This window comes from Limosilactobacillus urinaemulieris (assembly GCF_932750685.1).
In the GTDB taxonomy this organism is placed as follows: Bacteria; Bacillota; Bacilli; order Lactobacillales; family Lactobacillaceae; genus Limosilactobacillus; species Limosilactobacillus urinaemulieris.
The window spans coordinates 37,495-55,447 of sequence record NZ_CAKOBX010000008.1 but is presented as its reverse complement, the minus strand read 5'-3'; the positions used below and the strand labels follow the sequence as shown (position 1 = coordinate 55,447).

At 38.1% G+C, this 17,953-nt stretch carries 20 protein-coding genes and 2 tRNA genes; 6 read left to right on the top strand and 16 right to left on the bottom strand.

The features are described from left to right. Window positions 1–14 precede the first annotated feature (14 nt). From MR181_RS06625 to argS, 3 genes are all read right to left on the bottom strand, one after another. Window positions 15–389: a YlbF family regulator gene (locus MR181_RS06625; RefSeq protein WP_102169130.1), complete on the bottom strand. Its 375-nt coding sequence runs from the start codon at window positions 387–389 to the stop codon at window positions 15–17. Window positions 390–456: 67 nt separating this feature from the next. After that, entirely contained in the window at window positions 457–2,622 is a 2,166-nt protein-coding gene (locus MR181_RS06620) for a PBP1A family penicillin-binding protein (protein ID WP_242336324.1), read from the bottom strand. Between the two features lie 155 nt (window positions 2,623–2,777). Beyond that, complete coding sequence (gene argS, locus MR181_RS06615; RefSeq protein ID WP_102169128.1) at window positions 2,778–4,478, bottom strand: arginine--tRNA ligase; 1,701 nt, start codon at window positions 4,476–4,478, stop codon at window positions 2,778–2,780. 389 nt (window positions 4,479–4,867) lie between these two features. Here argS and thiD point away from each other — a divergent pair, with 389 nt between their 5' ends. Together thiD and MR181_RS06605 are read left to right on the top strand one after the other, a co-directional pair. Next, window positions 4,868–5,695 carry a bifunctional hydroxymethylpyrimidine kinase/phosphomethylpyrimidine kinase gene (gene thiD, locus MR181_RS06610; RefSeq protein ID WP_240410975.1) on the top strand — a complete coding sequence of 276 codons (828 nt, stop codon included), beginning with the start codon at window positions 4,868–4,870 and terminating at the stop codon, window positions 5,693–5,695. After that, entirely contained in the window at window positions 5,695–6,627 is a 933-nt protein-coding gene (locus tag MR181_RS06605) for an L-lactate dehydrogenase (RefSeq protein WP_242336321.1), read from the top strand. The genes thiD and MR181_RS06605 overlap by 1 nt, the downstream gene beginning before the upstream one ends. Window positions 6,628–6,678: 51 nt before the next feature. Here the strand turns inward: MR181_RS06605 and MR181_RS06600 are convergent. Both MR181_RS06600 and MR181_RS06595 read right to left on the bottom strand, forming a co-directional pair. Next, window positions 6,679–6,749, bottom strand: a tRNA-Gly gene (locus MR181_RS06600). 47 nt (window positions 6,750–6,796) lie between these two features. Continuing rightward, a complete protein-coding gene (locus MR181_RS06595) occupies window positions 6,797–7,114 on the bottom strand; it encodes a hypothetical protein (protein ID WP_242336318.1) in 318 nt (105 codons plus the stop codon). Between the two features lie 140 nt (window positions 7,115–7,254). On the opposite strand from MR181_RS06595, the gene MR181_RS06590 reads away from it, so the two are divergent. Continuing rightward, the gene (locus MR181_RS06590; protein WP_191910825.1) at window positions 7,255–7,596 is read left to right on the top strand and encodes a hypothetical protein; all 342 of its coding nucleotides are present in this window, start codon (window positions 7,255–7,257) and stop codon (window positions 7,594–7,596) included. Here the strand turns inward: MR181_RS06590 and MR181_RS06585 are convergent. From MR181_RS06585 to MR181_RS06555, 7 genes are all read right to left on the bottom strand, one after another. After that, the gene (locus MR181_RS06585; RefSeq protein WP_242336315.1) at window positions 7,537–8,166 is read right to left on the bottom strand and encodes a non-canonical purine NTP pyrophosphatase; all 630 of its coding nucleotides are present in this window, start codon (window positions 8,164–8,166) and stop codon (window positions 7,537–7,539) included. The two genes, MR181_RS06590 and MR181_RS06585, sit on opposite strands and share 60 nt — an antisense overlap. 12 nt (window positions 8,167–8,178) lie before the next feature. Then, window positions 8,179–8,574: an ASCH domain-containing protein gene (locus MR181_RS06580; RefSeq protein WP_242336312.1), complete on the bottom strand. Its 396-nt coding sequence runs from the start codon at window positions 8,572–8,574 to the stop codon at window positions 8,179–8,181. A 102-nt stretch (window positions 8,575–8,676) separates the two neighbouring features. Continuing rightward, window positions 8,677–8,760 (bottom strand) — tRNA-Leu (locus tag MR181_RS06575). A gap of 60 nt (window positions 8,761–8,820) precedes the next feature. After that, the gene (locus tag MR181_RS06570; RefSeq protein WP_242336309.1) at window positions 8,821–9,105 is read right to left on the bottom strand and encodes a YbjQ family protein; all 285 of its coding nucleotides are present in this window, start codon (window positions 9,103–9,105) and stop codon (window positions 8,821–8,823) included. 416 nt (window positions 9,106–9,521) lie between these two features. Continuing rightward, window positions 9,522–10,196 (bottom strand): CPBP family intramembrane glutamic endopeptidase, encoded by a 675-nt coding sequence (locus MR181_RS06565; RefSeq protein WP_242336306.1) that lies wholly within the window; start codon window positions 10,194–10,196, stop codon window positions 9,522–9,524. Next, a complete protein-coding gene (locus MR181_RS06560) occupies window positions 10,193–10,420 on the bottom strand; it encodes a hypothetical protein (RefSeq protein ID WP_191911354.1) in 228 nt (75 codons plus the stop codon). Before MR181_RS06560 ends, MR181_RS06565 begins: the two co-directional genes overlap by 4 nt. Before the next feature lie 53 nt (window positions 10,421–10,473). After that, a complete protein-coding gene (locus tag MR181_RS06555) occupies window positions 10,474–11,082 on the bottom strand; it encodes a hypothetical protein (RefSeq protein WP_242336303.1) in 609 nt (202 codons plus the stop codon). A gap of 214 nt (window positions 11,083–11,296) precedes the next feature. Here MR181_RS06555 and MR181_RS06550 point away from each other — a divergent pair, with 214 nt between their 5' ends. Further along, window positions 11,297–11,932, top strand: coding sequence for a deoxynucleoside kinase (locus tag MR181_RS06550; protein WP_191911356.1), 636 nt, complete (start codon window positions 11,297–11,299; stop codon window positions 11,930–11,932). Window positions 11,933–12,017: 85 nt separating this feature from the next. On the opposite strand, the gene MR181_RS06545 is transcribed toward MR181_RS06550, so the two are convergent. Continuing rightward, window positions 12,018–12,860, bottom strand: coding sequence for a metallophosphoesterase family protein (locus MR181_RS06545; protein WP_242336299.1), 843 nt, complete (start codon window positions 12,858–12,860; stop codon window positions 12,018–12,020). 244 nt (window positions 12,861–13,104) lie between these two features. Between MR181_RS06545 and MR181_RS06540 the strand changes: the two genes are divergently transcribed. Next, the gene (locus MR181_RS06540) at window positions 13,105–13,551 is read left to right on the top strand and encodes an MFS transporter (protein ID WP_242336296.1); all 447 of its coding nucleotides are present in this window, start codon (window positions 13,105–13,107) and stop codon (window positions 13,549–13,551) included. Further along, window positions 13,508–14,407, top strand: a complete 900-nt coding sequence (locus MR181_RS06535; RefSeq protein WP_242336440.1) for an MFS transporter — start codon at window positions 13,508–13,510, stop codon at window positions 14,405–14,407. The genes MR181_RS06540 and MR181_RS06535 overlap by 44 nt, the downstream gene beginning before the upstream one ends. A gap of 169 nt (window positions 14,408–14,576) precedes the next feature. On the opposite strand, the gene MR181_RS06530 is transcribed toward MR181_RS06535, so the two are convergent. The 3 genes from MR181_RS06530 to MR181_RS06520 all read right to left on the bottom strand — a co-directional run bounded on the left by MR181_RS06530 (window position 14,577) and on the right by MR181_RS06520 (window position 17,896). Further along, a complete protein-coding gene (locus MR181_RS06530) occupies window positions 14,577–15,632 on the bottom strand; it encodes a glycoside hydrolase family 73 protein (protein ID WP_242336293.1) in 1,056 nt (351 codons plus the stop codon). Between the two features lie 161 nt (window positions 15,633–15,793). Beyond that, entirely contained in the window at window positions 15,794–17,182 is a 1,389-nt protein-coding gene (locus MR181_RS06525; RefSeq protein ID WP_242336290.1) for a L,D-transpeptidase family protein, read from the bottom strand. A gap of 216 nt (window positions 17,183–17,398) precedes the next feature. Further along, complete coding sequence (locus MR181_RS06520; protein WP_191911361.1) at window positions 17,399–17,896, bottom strand: universal stress protein; 498 nt, start codon at window positions 17,894–17,896, stop codon at window positions 17,399–17,401. Window positions 17,897–17,953: the final 57 nt, after the last annotated feature.

Genomic DNA, 17,953 nt, shown 5'->3' with positions numbered 1-17,953 from the left:
AACTAAATTAACAGTTACTTGTCAGTTGGTTGTGGACCTTGTGGCATAACATCCTTGTAAATATCTTGGATAGGACTAGTAATTGTCCGGTTGAGTTGTTGAAGCATATTATCAACAGCACGTTCTTGGTTCATTAAGGTTTGAACTTCAGGCTTGGAGCTCATTTCCTTAGCAACGGTTTGAATTGCATTAATTTCGTCTTGAGTAAGCTTTTGACCAGTCATTTGCTTTTGTTGAGCATCTGCTTGCATTTGTTGGAACTTCTTAAAAGTTTCAAAAGTGTCTTTTTGGGCCTTCAAACTATCAAAAGCCTTCTTTAATCCTTGATATTCTTGGGTTTCTTTTAATTGATTACTAAGTTCATTAGCGGTGTCATAAATATTAACCATTTTTGTAACCTCTTTTCATTTATTCAACAATTCGATTGTATCATACTATCAGCTAATCATCATTCTTTCAGAATAAAGAGCGAACATTATTCCACAGCTGCCCAGCACGATTACCAAAGTCATTTACTGATTGATTAAACCGGTTCATCAGGTCACCACCATTTTTCAGCAGTGAGCCCCAACCCTTATTACTCTTCTCGCTATTTGCGGTTGCTCGGGTTTGGGCATCCTGAACATTAAATTTCGTATTTGGCGTATTCTTCAAAATCCCACTCATCTCGGCTTTATAAAGGCTATTAACATTTTTCATTGAGATATCTTGAAGGGCATGGGATGAATTAGTATCATCATAACCTTCCCAAGTAGCAACTACCACATCAGGAGTATAACCAACAATCCACTTATCACGATCATCAGCACTATCGCTTTTAACTGCTGATTCCGTTGTTCCTGTTTTCCCGGCTAACGTGTAACCAGCAGGCCGAGCGGATTGACCAGTCCCGTGTTCAAAGACGCCGATTAACATACTTGTCATGTTCTTAGCAGTATTAGCAGTGACAACCCGTTTTGGTTTGGCCGTCTTGGCGGTAACAATCGTCTTTCCAGAAGCATCCTTGATCTTTGTAATGTAGTGGGTGTCAGGCATCTTACCCTCATTAGCAAAGGTAGCATAAGCACGAGCAATTTGTTCAGGAGAAACACCCTTAGTCATTCCCCCTAAAGCCAGGGCAAGGTTCTTATCCCCTTTTTCCACTGGTAGGCCAAATTTCTGGGCCATCTTATATCCAGTATTAACCCCGATCTTGTTTAACAACCATACTGCTGGCGCATTCAGACTTTCATAGACTGCCTTATACATCGGAACACTTCCGGCATAAGTATCATCATAGTTTTTTGGTGTATAGTCATTGGTCCCATACGCTTGTTTCTTATCCTGCAGCGTGGAATCATAGAAATAACCATGTTCTAAGGCTGGAGCATAAACAACCAGTGGCTTAATCGTTGAACCTGGTTGCCGACGCATCTGTGTTCCCCGATTGAAGCCTCGGAAAACATGTTTCCCTCGACCACCAACAATTGCGGTAACCCCACCCGTTTTCGGATTCATCGCAACTGAAGCCGACTGTACCTTAGTCCCATCAACTGAATTGCTAGGGAAGTTATCATCGTCTTCGTAAGTTTGTTGCATTGAGCGTTGCTGATCCTGATCCAAGGTCGTATAAATCTTATAACCATTATTCATGATTTCCTTTTCTGAAAGGTGGTATTTATTAATTGCCTCAGAAATCACGGCATCGAAATAGTATGGGTAACGATAGGTATCCGGTGCAACATACCCGTTAGTAACTTCTAACGGCACCTTTTTATATTGGTCAGCTGCTGTTTGACTTAATTGGTGATTTTCAACCATTAGCTGGAGGACTAAGTTACGACGTTGCTTAGTTGCATCCGGATAAGTAACTGGATCATAAATTCCTGGTGATGTTAACATTCCTGCCAACGTTGCAGCCTGAGGGACAGTTAGTTCATCTGCATTACAATCAAAATACCTTTTGGCGGCATCCTGAACCCCCCAGACCCCATTACCAAAGTAGGCGTTATTAAGATACATTGTAAGAATTTGCTTTTTACTGTATTGATTTTCAACTTCTACCGCGATAAAAATTTCTCGTGCTTTCCGTGAAAATGTTTGCTGTTGGGTTAGAAAGGCATTCTTAACTAACTGCTGAGTCAAGGTGCTTCCCCCACCAGAAATGTAATCACGATGTAGCAGCTTATTCTTAATCAACAAAAAGCCGGCACGCCCAAGTCCCTTAACCGAAAAACCGTGTTCATGGTAAAAGTTCCGGTCTTCAGTAGAAATTACCGCTGCTGGAACATTTGCTGAAATCTTATTAAGTGGTACATACGTCCCTTTCTGCGAATATAAACTTCCAGCAGACTGATTATCATGGTCATAGATCATCGTTGGTCGCTGTAAACGATGTTCTAAGTTCTTAACATCTGCTGTCTTAGCAACAAATGTCAGGTAAGTACTAGTTGCCAAAAATACTCCTAAAAAAATTACAATTAGCCACCGTGTTAGTTGGTACCGATGCCAAAACTGCTTTAACCAACGAATAAACCGTTGCCAAAGTTCGTTAACAACCTCTTTTACCCGTTGCCAAAGCTGCTTTAGCCAAGCGAGCAACCGTTCCCGAAAAGGTGGCTTCTCTTCTGGTTCTCTTCTCATTTATTAATCCCCATATTTAGTAACATTAAGTCTCAATCATTTTACCATAGGAGAATTTTTCCGTAGTCAATTTTCGGTCAGCATAACTAAAATTTAAAATAATAAAAGGAAGCCGAGGGATTCTCGATTTCCTTTTATTTAGAATAATTTTTCTCTTACATTTCGTCTGGAGCCTTAACATCAAGAAGAGCCAATGCAGACTTCAAAACATGACTAACAGCTTGAGTTAATGCTAACCGTGCTGGTTGTTGCGGATCATCATTTAGGATCCGGTTATGTGCATAGTATTGGTTAAACTTCTTGGCAAGTTCCAATGCATACTTTGCAACTACCGATGGATCATAGTTAAGTGCAGCCCGCTTGACAGCTTCACCATATTGGCCTAAGAAGCTAATTAATTCCCAAGCACCATCACCAACTTGAGTTAAGTCAACATCGCTAAAGTCACGAATGCCGCCTTTCCGCAAAATACTCTCAGCCCGTGCCCGTGCATATTGAACGTAAGGACCAGTTTCCCCTTCAAACTTAACAACATCTTCAAGCTTAAAGTTAACTGCGTTCCGCCGGTAATTCTTCAAATCGTGGAAAATTACGGCCCCAATACCAACTTGCTTTGCAACCTCGTCAGCGTTCTTTAGGTCAGGGTTCTTTTCTGCGATTTGCTTCCGGGCAAGATCAACGGAATCGTTAAGAACATCTTCAAGAGAAACAACATTTCCCTTCCGCGTTGACATCTTTTGACCATTTAAGTTCATTAAACCAAAGGAAATATGTTCAATTTGATCCCACCAGTTAAAGCCAAGTTCCTTTAATGCCATCCGCAATTGCTTAAAGTAAACTTCTTGTTCAGCACCGACAACGTAAAGGGACTTAGCATGACCATACATCCGCTTCCGGAATAAAGCAGTGGCTAAATCACGGGTAATGTAGGTGGTAGTTCCGTTACTCTTAATAATCAGCAATGGTGGCAAGTTGAATTGTTCAAGATCAACAATCTCGGCACCACGGCTCTTCTTTAACAATCCCTTATCACGAAGGAGTTGAATTGGTTCTTCCATCTTTTGTGCTGAGAATGCTTCACCATTAAATGAGTCAAACTTGACATCTAACATGTCGTAAACCCGTTGGAACCGTTCCAAAGAGATTTCCCGGAACCAGTGCCAGAGACGCCAAGCTTCTTCATCACCGTGTTCTAGCTTAGCAAACCATTCCCGACCTGCATCAGTATATTCTGGATGTTCATCTGCTTCAGTGTTAATCCGAACGTAAAGTTGAAGCAGCGTATTAATCGGATCACTCTTCAGGCCGTCTTGAACTTCTTGACTATCGCCCCACATTTTGTAGGCAGCCATCATCTTACCGAATTGAGTTCCCCAATCACCAAGGTAGTCAATCCGAATTAAGTTGTAGTTAACTTTTTCAAGAATCCGGGCAATTGCTTCACCGATCATAGTCGAACGAAGGTGACCCATCCCCATTGGCTTAGCAATATTAGGTGATGAATAATCGATTGTTACATTAGCTTTGTGACCAAGATCACTTTCACCATAGTGCTCTGGATCATTTAAAATGGTCTTTAACACGCCAGCACCAACATTGGCTTTATCAAGGAAAAAGTTAATGTATGGACCAGCTACAACCACCTTATCAAAACCAGTTTGGTCAATCTTTTCAATTAATTCACTAGCAATCATTTGTGGAGCTTTATGTAAGCTCTTAGCTAAGAAGAATGTTGGAAAGGCGTAATCACCATTGTTTGAATCTTTTGGCCGTTCAATCTTTTCTTCAATTTCGTTTAGCTCTAAATCTGGCAGTGCAACAGCTAGAGCATTCGCTACTTGTAACTTTTCATCCATAAATTAATTCCTCCTATACAAAAAGTCTCTAGTAAACAACAAGGATTTACTAGAGACGAGATTTACCCGCGGTACCACTCTAATTGAATTAGAATTCCACTCATTTATTAAGCTTTACCTATGAGACACGCCTTCATAAGGGTAAGCTTCCTGACTTCCACCATCACAGGATCGCTAATTAGCCGCACCTTATTACTACTCCTCAATCATTGGTTTCTCGTCTAGTTTATCATATTCCATTTATTTGTAAACAAGATTTTTAGATTTGCTTTATCATCTCCCCTCGCTTTCCCTTTAGTATTTTGTTTTTAATAGGCTTTTTATTGAATCATCATCAATCCTTTATGTTACAATTTTCCCAACACGTTAAAGAAAGGTTGCTGATAGACATGATTAATCAACAAGTACAAGCAGTAACAATTGCCGGTCATGACTCAGACGGCAGTGCAGGAATGCCAGCTGATCTCCACGCATTTTTTGTAGATGGTGTTTATGGCCACGGACTCCTTACCGCTGCCGTTTCAGGTAATTCTTATGGAATTGACGCGGCGCAAGTAATGCCAAAAGATTATATTGAACAGCAATTCAAAACATTATCTACTGATTTCAAGATTTCTGCTGCAAAAACGGGAATGCTTGCTAACGATGATGTAATTAATGTCGTCGCTGATCAGTATGCTAAGGTTGATTTTGGCCCATTAGTTGTCGATCCAGTAATTATTACTAAACACGGGGCAATGCTTCTTGAACAGTCAGCATACGAATTATTCCGTGAACGAATTGTTCCCTTAGCAACTGTAATTACACCCAACTTTTACGAGGCACAAAAATTAACCGGACTACAGCTGAAAGATACCCAGGAAATGTTCGATGCAGCAGTCAAGCTTCATGAAATGGGAGCCAAAAACGTTGTAATTAAAGGTGAACATAATGATCCAACTCAAAAGGAAGTAGTTGATGTGGTCCTGCTGGAAGACGGCTCACGGTTTGAACTAACTAAGCCATTCTTCGATACGACCCACGTTAACGGGACTGGAGATACTTTTTCGGCTATCATCGCTGCTGAATTAGCTAAGGGCACGGACGTGAAGAATGCCGTTATTCGTGCTAAAGATGCGGTTTATGCTGCTATTTCTCATCCACTTGAGGTTGGTCATAAATTTGGCCCAATTAACCATTGGGCAGCAGAACGTGAATTAAAGAAGAAGGAATTATAATGATTAATCACTATCGTCATAAAGTAGTCTTAGTTGGGGATGGTGCAGTTGGTTCTACATTTGCCTTTTCCCTTCTCCAATCAAATCGTGAAGTTGATGAACTAGTTATCGTAACTCGTCAACATGATAAGGCAGTTGGCGATGCCCTTGACCTTGCTGATATTACCCCGTTAACTGGACCCACAGACGTCTTTGCCGGCAACTATGAAGATGCTCATGATGCCGATGTCGTGGTTATTACCGCTGGTGTACCACGAAAGCCTGGCGAGAGTCGTCTAGATCTTATTCATAAAAACGTTAAGATTCTCAAGGAGATTATTAACCCGATCGTTGCTAGTGGCTTTAATGGAGTTTTTGTAATCTCTAGTAATCCAGTTGATCTTTTAACCACCTTAACCCAGCGAATTTCTGGTTTTCCAAAAGAGCGGGTAATTGGTACGGGAACTTCACTTGATACAATGCGGTTACGGTTGATTCTTAGTCAGCGATTAAATATTTCAGTTAATGCAGTCGATGCCCAAGTCCTTGGCGAACATGGTGATTCTTCATTCGTTACTTTCGATGAGGCAATGATTAATGGACAACCATTAGATAAAATTATTCAATTCACGCCGGAAGAAAAGAATGAAATTGAGGAACAAGTTCGTCGAGCTGGTGCAAAAATTATCCAGCATAAGGGAGCAACCTTCTACGGTGTTGCTAAGTGTTTATCATCAATTGTCTGTGCAATTATCGAAAACCAAAATACCGTAATCCCCGTCTCAGCCCCTCTTACCGGTCAATACGGGATTAATGATCTTTACCTTGGTTCACCTGCAATTATTAATCGCCAGGGAATCGGTCAAGTAATTGAATATCAGTTATCACCAACTGAATTAGCTAAAATGCATACCTCTGCAGAACAACTCTCCACAGTTCTGAAAGAAATTTAGGAGGAATGAAAAAAGCAAGGAAAACAAAATGTTTTCCTTGCTTTTTCTATAAGCGGGTAACGAGAATCGAACTCGCGACGCAACCTTGGGAAGGTTAAGTTTTACCACTAAACTATACCCGCATAAACTAAGTAATAGCAATTACTTAGTAAGTATATCGCTAATCCAACTATTTGTCAGCCTTTTTTGATGATTTTTTTGTTGGCTTTGAATCAGCAGATGACTTAGAGGACTTCTCGTCACCATCTTCGTCTTCATCGTCAGCTTTTTCAGTACGTGGAACAGCCTTAATCATCTTGGCTTCACTTTGCCGAATAACAGCACGACTGTTTAATTCATTAACCCCATTCTTATCACTAGGATCAAAGTCTTGAATCGAAATCATAATAGAATTATTGTAGACTTTTTCAACAATTCCGGTAAAGTCATGATCCATCGGGCCAAATTTCTTTGCCTTAACAAGATCACCAATTTCAAAATCAGCCACAGGCTATCACCTCTTCATTATTCTAGTAAACACAATAATGTACAATACACTTTTTCTAACATTTTTTCAAGTAAAGTGTTCCTCCTAAGACCCATAAATTCTTATCAGTGATAAAATCAGATCCTGAAAGGAGCTTTCTGATGCTAAATCTTCTAATTTTATTTGCGATTGTTATTTTAATCATTTCTTCTACTGCTGGCCTTCACGCTAAAATGGAAAAACACGTTAGTAATTGGTTAATTATTACCCGTTGTTTCTTCTTTATTCTCTTAACCTGCCAGATAATTCAACTATTTCTCACCTGGAAGACTAGCCTTCTCGTCAATCTTATTTGGTTAGTCATTTCTATCATCCTCTTCATTCTTACTGCGAATGCTTTCCGTGAAAAAATTGTAACGTTTGGTAATCCTCGTCATTCAAGATTAGTTTTCGCGGGGATGATTATTAACCTTTGTTTGGCGTTGATCGTGATTTTCTTTTAAGAATCCAATTAGTTTTTCAGCAGCTCGTGCCCGTGTTAAATAAGGATAACATTCCTCGAATGTCATCTGAGCTAATGTTTTAGTTAAGCCACATGGAATGAGAATTCGACTAAATCCTTCGCCATTAATTCCACGTTCAGTCCTTGCAATTCGTCCCTTTAATATTCCATCAGCTACTTTAATGATCTTTCCTTGGTGAGCACAAGCAATACTGGTCTGCATTATAAATGTCCGGTCTTTTCCTTGAACAAGACGAATAATGTGCTGTGCGTACTGATGGGGCATAGGATAGTTTGTAAGATCGCGTGCTGTCCTTACCCCAAGGATTTCGGGCCTAGCTGTAAGCAATAACCCTGAATCATCTGCAATGACTAATTTATCAGGAAGTAGTTTACTAATAAAGATCGCTTTATCACTAGCATTTTCTTCATATGAACGGTTCCCCTCTGGAGGGAATTTTTTCTTGGGAAGTAAATCCGTATATGGAATTATTTCATTATTACAAATGCGAAAGATCTGTTGAAGCTCTTTAATTTTAGCTTGATTGTGACTAGCAATAACAAACTGCAATCGAATTCCTCCTTAGTACCGAAGTGGTGTAATTACTTTGTTGATCCATTCCATTGCCATCTTACTATGAATATCTGTAAATGGGGCTCGTTCAATCAGGTGATCATCAACATTAAATAATCGTAATTGTCCCTTAACTTTAATTGGCTTAATCCAATACGAACCATCTTTCACAAACGGAGCGATCTTCCAAGCATAATAAGAACCATTCTGGCCTTGCCGTTGCTCAATGCCAACAATTTTAGCAACGCAGAGGGCGTACCCAGGTACAAAGCCATGAATCTTTTTGGCAGTATTGCATATCAACAGGTCTCCCCGATACCTAGTTGACCATGAACGATATTCTTCAGTTTTTGTCCCATTCATGATTGCAGCAGCATAGTCAGAACGAACTGATAAGGCTTTCACTTCGTAACACCTCTTTCGTTAAAAAAACCCTTGATGTACTAACAATGTACAATCAAAGGTCAAAAAAGGAATAATAAACTAATATCAAATAGTTATATAAAATGCCCCAAACAGGATTCGAACCTGTACATGGAAACCCATACAACGACCTGAACGTTGCGCGTCTGCCAATTCCGCCACTGGGGCATCGTCATTAATGAAATAACAACAATCTTATTATACTGGAATTTTATTGAATTACAAGTCCTATTTATCTTTAATAAATTGGATCATTGTCCCATAACCAGTTAAAACCAAGAACTTCGGGGCAACCTGAACGTTAGCTACATTAGTATTAAAACGAACGCCAACAATTCCATCAGCTTCCTTCTCGGTTGCCCGTTCACGCAATTTTTGCTGAACTTCGCTAAATAGCTGATCCATAGATTCAAATGAATCAATTGCATCGCTTGGCAGCATTAAATGAGCCGTCGCATTAACAACGCCTAAAACTTTATGTGCTTGTGGATAATCTTCTGTTGAAAGAAACATTTCACTCACCTCCTTATTTATTATACCAAATTAACAAAAAGGCTTTAACGTTCAGTCAGTCTAAACGTTAAAGCCTCGTCTGTATTTATGAGGGGGTCCAACCTATTAGTTTCTGTTAGCCGCTTCCTCATAATATCTACGGAAGGAATCTTGCCACTTTGCACTGGAACTTTATTACTAAATACAAACTTTTGATTCTAATCTTCCGCAAAGTCGCTTTTATTCGTTACCGTTCAAATAGTGCACCCTGGTAACCACAATTTAAATCAAGATCTTTCCGGTTACTCTTACGTTGCTTCTAGTCTACTCCTTAACTTCCTTCGACTCTATTGGAACGGGAGACGTAATGTTTTTAACATTATCTCTTTATCCTTCCTCACCAATAATATACCACCTTTAGTAACCGCTTTCAAGGATTAATTAAATACTTGTGATAGCATTAATAACATCGCAATTAAATTGTTTAAACCGTGCAGTAGCATCGAGTTACGAATGTCCTCACTTTTTCGGTAAACATACGCTAATGTCATCCCCAGCATACAATACAAGAGAAAGCTAATAATATTCGTGCTAATATGCCCAGCGGAAAAAACGATCCCAGATAAGATTACCTTTGGCCAGAAAGTATTTGGTTTAAAGAAAAGGTTCATTAATACTCCACGAAAAATCAGCTCTTCCGCTATTGGAGTCAAAATCACCGCTGAAATTGCAAATACAACTGTTACTAATGGATTATGCCCCAAAATCGTCATCAGGCTCTGATTATTCGCTGTTTCTGTCTGGTGGTAAATTAAAACATTCAGCACACCAAGAATAAATTCCCCTACTAAAATAAAAAGATACCCACCAAGGATTAATTTCCAATCAATTCTTTTTTTTATCGGTAGCTGGTTATAACGGTGGTACGTTTTTCGAGACCATATGATAATAAAACCGAATAATAGAAGAAAAAGGAGAACTAACCCAATGGTCTTAACGGTTACCCTATTGCTTCGATTAGCAATTTGCATTGCAATCGGTGGTAACTCAATACATAAGAAAAGAGCTGCCATTAAACAGCAACGTTTAATAAGAGAAAAAAATTTACTCATTTTTGCTGCCCCTTCTTTTGTTCTTGAAGGCGCTTTTGCTTTCGTTGCTGGTAACTCCATTTTGCGGTTACCCTCGTTACCATTAAGTTAGCAACCACAAATCCCAAAATCCATAAAATATACATCGACCAACCAGAAATTACTTTGCTAATCGTTAATGCTACTAAAATTGCAAAAATAATTAATGGGGGTAATACTACTTTTAAAATTAATTCCGCTTTCACTCTTTAATCCTCCATCGTCTTGTCCAAAAATTACCTCTCAGTTACATAGCACTTTAATCCTGGTGAAAAACATCTTCCAAGATTTGCTTGGTTGTTGCCATTTGTGTTCCACGAGAACGGACATAATCGATCTGTGAAATAAGAATATCATAACTCCACATTGAAGACAGGTCTTTCTCGTTAAAATAGTGAAGATTTAACGTAATCTCATTTAAATCGTGGATCATTCCCGAAAAGTCATCCATTCCTTGGTATTGTTTTGTTCCAATAACGACAGGTAATTGGTTATCAGCAGAATCTTTTAATACGTTCATGAGAATGTTTCCGCTTGTTATTTCTGGACGCTCATCAAGGAACTGTTGAACCTGCCAAATGTCGAAATAATGATATTCATGGGCTACCTTAGTTTTTTCGGAAACAGTTGTTAGGTAGTCTGTTTGATCATTGACAGTAATAATGCTATCAAGACGAATTGCAATTAAGCCGTTAATTTTTCCATCCCAATCAATACTGATCATCAAGCAAAAATAATTATCAATGCCCACTACAAAGCCAACATTAAAATAATCATCATCTTTAATATTATGTACTTCAATCAATTTTCCCTGTTGTTTAGCAATGGTTAATTGAATTTTAATATCTTGCCTATTTGATTCTCTCAAATATTTGCCTCCTAATTGTCGTTTGATTAATCAAATAAAAATTTACAAAAAATAGTCTACCAAGAATCATCAAGAAAATTCAATTCTTAAGTAGGTATAAACCGATAAGTGACTATCTCCCTCATACAAAATATATCAAAAATTAAATAGGAATCCACAATATTTTGTAGTAAGATAGTGCTTGTGTTTAAAATTATAGTAAAGAGGGGCCATTATGGTGATAATTACTGCAGGAATGATTGGGGTCGGCAAAACTACCTTAACTGGTAAGATTGCAGAACATTTAAATACAAAGGCTTACTATGAGCCGGTTGGTGAAAATCCAGTATTACCACTTTATTATGCAAATCCAAAACAATACGGATTCTTATTGCAAATCTACTTTCTTAACAAACGATTTTCAATGATCAAACAAGCATTATCCGATGATAACAATGTTTTAGATCGTTCCATTTATGAAGACGCATTATTTACTCGTGAGAATAATGCAGAAGGAAACATTAGCGATACAGAATTAGAGGTCTACCTTAAACTATTAGATAACATGATGGCTGATCTTAATCGGTTACCAAAAAAAGCGCCTGACTTAATGGTTTATTCTGAAACAGATTTTGAAACAATTCTTTATCGCATTAAGAAACGCGGTCGGGACTATGAACAAATCGATAAGAATCCCGAATTAAAAGATTATTATTACAAAATGTGGAATGCCTATAAGGATTGGTATCATGATTACGATGCCAGCCCAAAAATGAAAATCGATCTGGAAAAGTACGATCTAGAAGATCCACAAAATGTTAAAACTGTTCTTAGTTTGATTGATGATCGATTAAAAGATATTCGTAACTAATAAAAAATTTAACAATCAATACTAGTAGTAGCTTAGCTAACGTTGATCTATTCAATGAATCAACTTGGGCTAAGCTATTTTTTATTTAATGTTTACTAGAATAATGAATAACATCCTGTAAATAATCGTGCTTATGATTAATTTGAGCTAAGAATGGTTGGTCATGAATAAAATTTCGACCATTTTCTAAATGACGTAAATACATTTCTTTGTATGGTAAATCTGCATTCAAAGTACGTTCCCGTTCAGCTTGACGATCCCACTCTACTCTCCGGTAATCAAGATCAGCGATCCCTTCATCGTCAATTGTAAGCAATAAATACCGAGCACGAAGATTATTCTGATGAACATTCCAGCCATCATAAGGTTCGCCAACAGAACCAGGATTGAGAATCAACTGTTCTTGACTAGTATATCGATATAATTGGTGATGTACATGGGCATAAATTCCAACATCATAATATCCAGGCAAAGGCATAATCTGATCCATTTGTTGCTGATCGTTAGTTGGAAACAGGCCTTGTCCGGCATTACTTTTAGGAAGATTGTGACTTAAAGTAATATGCAATGCACCAACCTGCGTATCAGCCGTTATCGGCCATCTCTTGATTTGATTAATAATTCTAGAGCCAACCTGACTACCAATATATTCGCCAACTCGTGAAATCATAATTTTAGTCTCATCATCGTAAGAATGCTGACCATAATAAGCTTGCACTAAATCATCATCCCAGTTTCCCCGAAGACAAATTGATGGATTTAATGATTTTAATATTCTCCAAATATATGTTGCTCCTGGCCCTGGCATGAATAGATCTCCTAGAAACCAGCATTCATTTACATCCTGCTTGCTAATATCATTTTGGACTGCTTTTAGAGCCGTATAATTACCATGGATATCTGCAATGATTGCAATTCGTCGTTCCATACTGATCATCACTTTTCAATTTATTATTACAATTTCAGTATAATTAATTCAGATTTAGATTCAATTCAGCAAATTTAACTAAAATTTTTAGGCAATCGTTTGCACAAATAGTAAACCAGAAGAGAACTTATGAATGTTTTAATATAATTTAATAGCTAAATTGACAGCGCTTTCTTTATTTTCTATTCTAAGGCTGACCCATTTAAATATAAGTGAGTTAATTTATTTGAAAGAAGGGTTAGCCATGGTTAATTGGTTACTACCAAGTGCACCAGCTGACAAATTAATCCCGAAAGAGCAAAGACACAGTGCTTTTATTAAGTACCGGACCAGAATTTTAGTTAGCACTATTCTAGCTTATGCAAGCTACTACATCGTCAAATCAAACTTCACTCTTTCATCACCATATCTGACAAAAGACGTTGGTTTAACGACTGCCGATATTGGACTTGTTTTATCAGCTCTTGCAATTTCATACGGAATTGGTAAATTTTTTATGGGGTTACTTGCCGATCGCCTAAATCCCCGTTATTTTGTTGGTGTAGGCTTAATCTTATCTGCAATTTTTAATACTTTTTTCGGCTACACACGCAATTTATGGGTAATGGTTTTATTGATGATTGGCGTCGGTGTAACTCAGGGAATCAATCGGCGCTCCCTGCTGTCAAAAATCATTAGCAACATGGTTTGATGAGCACCAACTCGGCACAGCAACAAGTACATGGAACATTTCACATAATATTGGTTCGGGAACTGCTTCATTAATTGTTGCTGGAACTGTTGGCGCTTTTGGAGCAGCAAATATTCATAACATTTTCTTAATTCCCTCATTAATTTCCATTGTAATGGCATTAATTGTTATGGCATTAGGTGTTGATACACCTGAATCAGTCGGTCTACCAAAAGTTAATAAAAACAAAGAAAAGAATATTAAACATAAAACCTCATGGGGTGCTTTCCGAGACAACATTATGAAGAACCCGATTGTTTGGGCGCTTTGTATCATGAATGCTTTCTCGTACATCTTACGTTACGGAATTGAAAATTGGATTCCTATTTATCTTTCAACCTCTAAGGGGTTCTCTTCAGTTGCAACTAACTCAGCATTTACCATTTTCGAATATGCCGCAATTCCTGGAACAATTCTTCTAGGATTGTTATCAGACAAAGTCTTAAATGGTCGTCGTGTTCCAATAATGTTGGTTACTTCAACCATTATTCTAATTTTAATTCCCTTCTATGCCCTATCTCAAAGTATTGTAATCGTTGATATTATCTTAGGAATTTTAGGGATTTGTATTTATGGTCAGCAAGTCTTAATTGGAATCGTAATTATGGACGCGCTGCCAGTAGAATCAGTCGCCTCAGGGATTGGTTTGTCTGGGTTCTTCGGCTATGCTTTTGGTGAAGTCATTGCTTCATATGGAATTGGTTCCGTTGTTGGTAAAACCAGCTGGAATGCCGGATTTGGAATCGTAGCTGTTTCCTCAATTATCTGTATTATCTTTTTCGTTTTCCTTTTAAAGAAGTACCATAATACGTTATGATAACCCATCTAATATTGAGGTCGGAAAATAACCCGACCTCTTCATTGTTTTAAAGGCAATACTGCAACAGCGTAGTAGCTGCCGAATCAGCATTTGACCAGCCACTAATTAAGCCCTGTGTTGATAGCCAAGTAACGAAAATAAGCTAATTCTCGCTCCTCTCTTTTTTCTAACTCACAAGAAGCTTCTTTAGACCAGTAAGTGCTCCAGCTGATGCGGCACCACCAATAACCGAGACAACTGGTGAAAACTTTTTATGTTTTGGAATTGTCCGTTGGTGAGAATTATTTAAATGAGTTTTTTGAGGCATTTTTAATTGCTTGCTATTCATAGTTTGTGTTTGATCGTTCCCGTCTTTTTTCGGTTCATCATACTTTGTCAGCCGATAACTATCAATAATTTGATTTAATTTCTTATCATAATCAGGATCTGTCGCATAACGACCAACAAGTGCATGGGTTGCTTCACGGTAGCTTTGTGTAACCGAACGATGTACTTCTCTATATAAGGGTTGCTGGAGCGTCTTAGCATAGTCTTGTAAGGATTGCTTGTTATTAATATACGAACGAAAAATGTCCTGAACCTGTGTTGATTGAGAGCCAATAAATTCTGTTGTTGGCTTTAACACGCCACGCCCATTATACTTCCCTTTCACACCAAACAAATTATGGTGCGGTGCTAAACTAAGCTCGCTCGTTCCCCAACTACTCTCTAATGCAGCTTGTGCAATGATAATGGATGGGTATAGATCATAGTCTTTACCAATTTGTTGTGCATCATCAGCAATCTGATTAATAAAATGCGCTTGATTTGGTAATGGCTGCTTTGGTAAATACTTTTTCTGATCAATTAGTTGGTCAGGGAGGGTATTTTCTTTTACTCCTGTTTTTTCCTGAACCCGTGCTTTTGCCTTTGCAATTCCTCGTTGGTAAGCAGCTTGTTCTACATGATCACTAAATGCACGGGTCCTTCCCTCTTCCTGATCTGCTACTCCTAATTGAAATGCCTGACAATATTTCTGTGTTGCATTATGGAATTGAAGTAGGAACTCACGCGTATACGCATCACCATGGCTTCGTAGAACTTGGGCATCCACCGCTTCTTGGTTAATTACTGCAATTTCAGCAGCATTCCGTGCGTCATCCTGTTGACTAGCAAGACCAGGTAATGCTGTATTAAGCGAAACTAACATTACAACTGTTCCTAAAATCACCTTATCATTCATCTATCTCACTCCCGTATTAGTCCTCTAAATAATCAATACGGAATAAATTTAACTTTGCACCTTTAAATTCAAAAATTATTTGAGTATATACGACTTCCCATTAACTAATAAAGGATTAGTAATATTCCCTTATCGAACATCACTAACCCTTTATATTCTTATTAGTAAATAATTACTGGTTCATTAACTTCAAGACTATTATATGCCTCACCAGCATCGCTTGGGTGCATGTTAGCACAACCATTTGAACCATCATTTAAGTAAGCAGTCTTAGACCAATTATGCCGCCATGAAGCATCATGGAAACCACAACCACTATCGGTAAATTGAGCCCAGTATTGAACCTTACTGCTATATTTAGAGCCATTATCGCTCGTCCCCTTTAGAACTGAAGGAGATTGCTTATACATGATATACCAGACTCCCTTAGGTGTTTGGTCGGCCTTATTGCTCATCTTCCCGGTAACAACATCGACATCGTCTACACACTTACCGTTTTTATAGAACCAAGCATGCTGATCGGCAATTGAAATAACAGCATAGGTATTACCGATTCCATCGTTTTCCGTTACTCCATAACCGGTTCCGCGACGATTATAACCAATTCCATAAATATCTGCCTTAGCATTTACAGAAGATTTACCTTCCGCAATTGCGTTAGCTAAAGACTTCCCTGCACGCTCAGCACTTATCTTCCATCCATAACTACCATCCCTTGTAGTAGTTATTTCCTTACCATCAGGAGTCTTGAATTTGAATGCTTTACCCAGCGTTGCTTGTTTTTTATTAATCTGTTTAATCTTCTTATCTATAACAGCTGTATTAAAGTGATATTGACCATTTTTGTAGGTAGCACTTGTAATCACATTATCCGTTGTTAAATGATAAGTCTGCTTTTCAACTTTATAGTTGACCTTTTTCCCTGTGAGCTTTTGCAACTGCTTCTTTTCATTTTGCACAGGTTTGCTATCTGGTGACAGCGGTTGTTGTTGCTTAGCAGTAAGATAAATCTTACTGTTGGTTGCCTGAGAACTAAGTTGGTGCAGAATCCGTTGCTCATCAATTTTGGTTCCCTTCTGCCCTTTATGAATAACTACCTTTCCATTCCGAAGTTCGGCATAAGAATCTACCGGAGCTTGTCGTCCCCGATTTTCCCGTTGAAGGAGTGACTGGACGGTTGCTTTTTTTGCATCATACTGACTGAGATCCCGCTTGCTAGGTTTTATCTCTAAAGAATAAGCCTTTCGAGAAGGAAAGAGTGTAAACTGCTCACGAAATACCTTTTTCACCTTACCTTCATCTGCTAACGTAAACGCTGAGTCAGTATCAGAACCATCGTAAATTAAATCATCATTTAAATAAACCTGATTTTGATTTTTCGTTGACTTAACCTTTTTTAGGGCTTGCTTAGTAGTTAATCCACCAACATTAATCCCATTGATAGTAACGTTCTTGTTAAAATGATGTGCTTGGTGCCACCAATTAATTCCAAGAACAAATAATAATAATACAATAATTACTAATAGCCAGTGCTTCAATTGAAAACGCATTGAAAATACTCCTCACGTCGAATCAGTAGTAGCAAAGTATCGACTGTCATATTTTACCACGATCTACTGAATTTAGCATGCTTTATCGAACATACGTTATCAAAAACACAGAATTATTAGTTCTCCATAGTTAATTTTTACTAAATCATAATTTTACTGTAAAAAAACTTCTGGGATGAGGAAATATCCGATCCCAGAAGTCTTCTGAACTAGTAGTTAAATCTCAGGATAACTACTTTCTTTAATATCTAATTTCTTATTTTCTAAATCAGTTTTAACTACTGTCACGTCACAAGGAGCAATTCTAACAGTATAAGCAGCAGTTGAACCAACGATTAGGCGACCAATCGCATTTAACCCGGTAGCGCCAATTACGATTAGATCGATTTGGTTATCCTTTGGGTACTTCTCGGCTAATTCTACTTTAGCATTCCCAATTTCAACATCAGTATGAACTTCCTTAACTCCAGCTTCTTCAGCCTTTTGCTTATTTTTAGCTAAACGTTTGTTCATCTCTTGAATAGCAGAATCATAAATGCTCTTATCAACAAAGCCAAAACCACTTGGACTTGTTGTTGGATAGCGTTCACCATTAATTACACTAAGTAAGTACAATGCTGCATCGTTTTGCTTTGCAATATCAATAGCCTTTGAAAAAGCCATTTCTGATTGCTTTGAACCGTCAATTCCGACAAGGATCTTTTGATAACTCATATTGACACCTCCAGAAATTCATCTACCCTTAACCTTATTTTACCATATTGCTTTAGC

Bases quoted from the DNA above. Each gene is read 5' to 3' on its own strand.
- MR181_RS06625 (WP_102169130.1), bottom strand. From the start codon at position 389: ATGGTTAATATTTATGACACCGCTAATGAACTTAGTAATCAATTAAAA.
- MR181_RS06620 (WP_242336324.1), bottom strand. From the start codon at position 2,622: ATGAGAAGAGAACCAGAAGAGAAGCCACCTTTTCGGGAACGGTTGCTC.
- argS (WP_102169128.1), bottom strand. From the start codon at position 4,478: ATGGATGAAAAGTTACAAGTAGCGAATGCTCTAGCTGTTGCACTGCCA.
- thiD (WP_240410975.1), top strand. From the start codon at position 4,868: ATGATTAATCAACAAGTACAAGCAGTAACAATTGCCGGTCATGACTCA.
- MR181_RS06605 (WP_242336321.1), top strand. From the start codon at position 5,695: ATGATTAATCACTATCGTCATAAAGTAGTCTTAGTTGGGGATGGTGCA.
- MR181_RS06590 (WP_191910825.1), top strand. From the start codon at position 7,255: ATGCTAAATCTTCTAATTTTATTTGCGATTGTTATTTTAATCATTTCT.
- MR181_RS06570 (WP_242336309.1), bottom strand. From the start codon at position 9,105: ATGTTTCTTTCAACAGAAGATTATCCACAAGCACATAAAGTTTTAGGC.
- MR181_RS06565 (WP_242336306.1), bottom strand. From the start codon at position 10,196: ATGAGTAAATTTTTTTCTCTTATTAAACGTTGCTGTTTAATGGCAGCT.
- MR181_RS06550 (WP_191911356.1), top strand. From the start codon at position 11,297: ATGGTGATAATTACTGCAGGAATGATTGGGGTCGGCAAAACTACCTTA.
- MR181_RS06545 (WP_242336299.1), bottom strand. From the start codon at position 12,860: ATGGAACGACGAATTGCAATCATTGCAGATATCCATGGTAATTATACG.
- MR181_RS06540 (WP_242336296.1), top strand. From the start codon at position 13,105: ATGGTTAATTGGTTACTACCAAGTGCACCAGCTGACAAATTAATCCCG.
- MR181_RS06530 (WP_242336293.1), bottom strand. From the start codon at position 15,632: ATGAATGATAAGGTGATTTTAGGAACAGTTGTAATGTTAGTTTCGCTT.
- MR181_RS06525 (WP_242336290.1), bottom strand. From the start codon at position 17,182: ATGCGTTTTCAATTGAAGCACTGGCTATTAGTAATTATTGTATTATTA.
- MR181_RS06520 (WP_191911361.1), bottom strand. From the start codon at position 17,896: ATGAGTTATCAAAAGATCCTTGTCGGAATTGACGGTTCAAAGCAATCA.